Genomic DNA, 3,165 nt, shown 5'->3' on the forward strand with positions numbered 1-3,165 from the left:
CTTGATTACCCTGCCCAGTTGCTTCCATAATAGCGGTGTATTCCGTCACCGATAGGTGCTGTGGCGCGTAAGTGGTGCCTGCCTTGGCTTCATACTGGCTCACAAAGGCACGCAGGTGGTTCTCTGAGGCGGCTTCGAGTTGGCTGTAGACCCGGGCAATGTCGGCAGGCAGATCGCTTGTTGCCCGTTCGCGTAGGTCCAGAATGTCAATTTCTTCAACCGCGGCACCAATGCTGAGGGCTGCTGTGACAGATGTTTTGCCCTGGGCCAACAGGTCATTGTAGAGGGCTTGCAGAGCTGGATTGCTGAATACGCCAGGTGCCGTGCTTGCCGCTGGATCAGCGATGCCATAGCGCTCCAACAAGGTCTTGACGGCGTCGGTGTGCGTCTGCTCGCTTGCCGCGATGTTGGTAAAGACGGGTAGGTTCCATGCTGCACCTAACGCTATGTAGAGATCGTGGGCCAGTTTTTCTTCTTCACGCATAAAAACAAGGCCGTCACGCTGTTCTTGACTCAGGTTGGTTGCGGCAATCGTCGCTGGATCGCTCGGCAGTGCGCTACCAGGACTTGCACTCGCTGGTGTGACTGCACATCCGGTGAGCAAGGTGATGAGTAAGAGGATGATCATGGTCGTACGCATTATTGTTTCCTTTGACTGGGCGGCTTGCTTCGCTACTTGCCGCTGAACGGTATGATCCCAGTCTAGCAGGAAGCGATGGAGAAGCGATGGAGTTGCGTTGCAAAGGTGGTGGAAGTTCTGGTTAGAAACGGGTTGACGGGTGATGGTCAGCTCTGGCGCTGTAAGCGTATGCCGCTTCCAAGCAGCGCACTTCCGGTGACGATGATCAGCAGTGCGCCAGTCCAGGCGCGTGGCCCGGTCAATTCGATGCGCGGCAGGTACCAGGCCCAGTGGTCAAGCAGGTGCTGGTTGGGCGGGTCGTAGTACCAGGCCCAGCGTGGCCGTGTCCGGGTTGGCAGCGGGGCAATGGCAGTGTTGGCAATAGTGATGGGCACACCATCTTCTGTGCGCCCCCGGAGAACCATCAGTTGTGGCCCGAGTTCGTCGTTGCGCTCACTGAAGCCGATGGCCTGCGGATTCCATGTGACGGCCTCGATCTTCAGCCGGGCTCTGCCTGATGGTATCAGGAGGCGATAGGTGCGGATGGTGCCCGTTGGTGGCGTGCCGATACGCTCCTCATTCAACCAGAGGGTCAGTTGACTTGTGGGGGCCTCGGCTGGACGGCGATCATCCAGGGTGAACGTGAGTTGGGTACCGGCGGTGGCACATCTGAGCTTGCCCTGCGCCCCTGTACGCCGTGGTAGCAGCGCCCCTCCCGGGTCTTCACTGGCATACCAGCCATCCCCGAGATGACAGATCGGTGCCGGTGCGGTATACGCACGCCAGCGTTCCGCCAACATCTGCCAATGTCCAAGCAGCGGTGAACCAGATAGCGTGTAGACCTTGTCGGTCGGTGTTGCGAGCACGACGTAGGTGCTGAAGTTGAAGAGAACACCGCCCAGGTTACCAACAAAACCGATCACCCCCACGAGGATCACCAGGCCAATGCGACTGCGACCCCGGGGAGCGTGACCTTCATCAGGGTTGTGTTGCCATAACCCGGCGGCTAGCAGGATCAGCGGCGGGATGGCAGGTAACAAAAAGCGTGGCCCCCAGACGCCACCGCCCTGCCATTCGCCCCAGCGCGCATAGAGTAGCAGGTGGCTCAGAAAGAGCCCCAAGCCGAGCAGTACCGCCTCGCGGTGCCCGCGTCGCCACAGCACCACGGCCCCTGGCAAGGCCAGCAAAACTGGTGGGGCAAACAAAAAGAGACTCTTGCCCGGGCTAACGAGCAACCCATAGAGCCCTTCGGTGAGCGGTGCCGTAAAGAGGTTTGCTTCACTCGCGTACCCCGAGGCGAAGGGTGTGCCAAAACGAGCCAAGTTGTACCATACGAGGATGGCAAGGCCAGGCACCAACCCGACGCCCCAGGCAAACGGTACAAGCCATGCTTCACGGTATCGCCGTTGCCGCCATGCCTCTCCACTCATCCAGAGCAGATAGAGACCGAGGATCGGCAGCGCCACGCCAGCGGCGATCCGGGTTGTCGGCAACAGGCCAGCCGCCAACCCGGAGCAAAAGAGCATCAGGGAAACCGACGCGAGATGCTCTTTTGGAGGCGAACTGGAGTGCGCACGACTGGGGTGTGGAGATGCCGACCCAGACTGGCGAAGGAACTGGCCTGCGCTCCAGGCGCGTTCGGCAGCAAGCAACAGCAACAGAGCCGCAACTGGTTCAGAAAAGAAAGTCCGTGCATAAGGCCACGCGAAGGTTGCCAGGCCATAGAGGAGGGCCAGGAGCACTGCCCAACGATGGCGTGCGCCCAGTTTGAGGGCCCACCAGGCGATCAGGGCTGCGGTCGCTGCGGTGATCGGCCCATTGAGCATCATCACCGCAAAGCGGGCTGTATAACTGCTGGTGGCCGGATCGCTGCCTCCGAACCATGACCCCAGGGCATAGAGCGGCAAGGCAAGCAGCGATGGCAATACCCCATACGGTGAAAAGGACTGACCCTCACGCCCGGGCCGCAACGCTGAAAACGGCTCATCAGCGTCATTGCGCACCGCCACATCACCCTGCTCAAACAGACTCCGCGTGACGGCCAGCATCGTCTCTTCATCGGGCGAATAGGTATGCCCACTCATCGTCAGCAGATACCAGCCGCTCAAGAGCAGGGTCAGGGCGACAAAGAGCGTACGTGAGCGAGGGTGCGGTGACGTGATCATAGGCACCTGACGGGCAGCCGACAGAAGTCAGCACTCCATTGATCTACCGGGGCATCGGTATTGGCTATAAGACTAAGGATTTAGAAGATAGAAAAGAGGAAATAGATGGCGGGCAGGGAGGGATTCGAACCCTCGACAGCGTTGCCGCTGTACGGCATTTCCAGTGCCGCGCACTAGACCAGACTATGCGACCTGCCCAATGCTGGCGATTGTACCATGAGGTGAATGCTGGTGCAACCCGTGTATGTCTTCGGGTTAGGGCGATTGCATCATCCGAAATCGGATACAAACATACGCGCTATGTGGCAGCATGTGCATGCAACCAGCGGCGCCAACGGCGGCACCCGGCCCTGTAGGGGCACCCCTGGCGGGTGCCCCTAC

Annotated in this window: 2 protein-coding genes and 1 tRNA gene; all 3 read right to left on the bottom strand. The window is 59.9% G+C overall.

Annotated features, from left to right (window positions below):
- The coding region (locus tag EYB53_RS11780) for a DUF2202 domain-containing protein (RefSeq protein WP_135478386.1) at positions 1 to 640 on the bottom strand (640 nt) is incomplete at its 3' end.
- Positions 641 to 786: 146 nt separating this feature from the next.
- The gene (locus tag EYB53_RS11785) at positions 787 to 2,784 is read right to left on the bottom strand and encodes a hypothetical protein (protein ID WP_135478376.1); all 1,998 of its coding nucleotides are present in this window, start codon (positions 2,782 to 2,784) and stop codon (positions 787 to 789) included.
- A 106-nt stretch (positions 2,785 to 2,890) separates the two neighbouring features.
- A tRNA-Ser gene (locus tag EYB53_RS11790) sits at positions 2,891 to 2,982 on the bottom strand.
- Positions 2,983 to 3,165 lie beyond the last annotated feature (183 nt).

Source organism: Candidatus Chloroploca mongolica (assembly GCF_004762035.2).
Taxonomy (GTDB): Bacteria; Chloroflexota; Chloroflexia; order Chloroflexales; family Chloroflexaceae; genus Chloroploca; species Chloroploca mongolica.

Excerpts from the sequence above, each read along its gene's own strand:
- EYB53_RS11785 (WP_135478376.1), bottom strand. The coding sequence starts at position 2,784 with ATGATCACGTCACCGCACCCTCGCTCACGTACGCTCTTTGTCGCCCTG.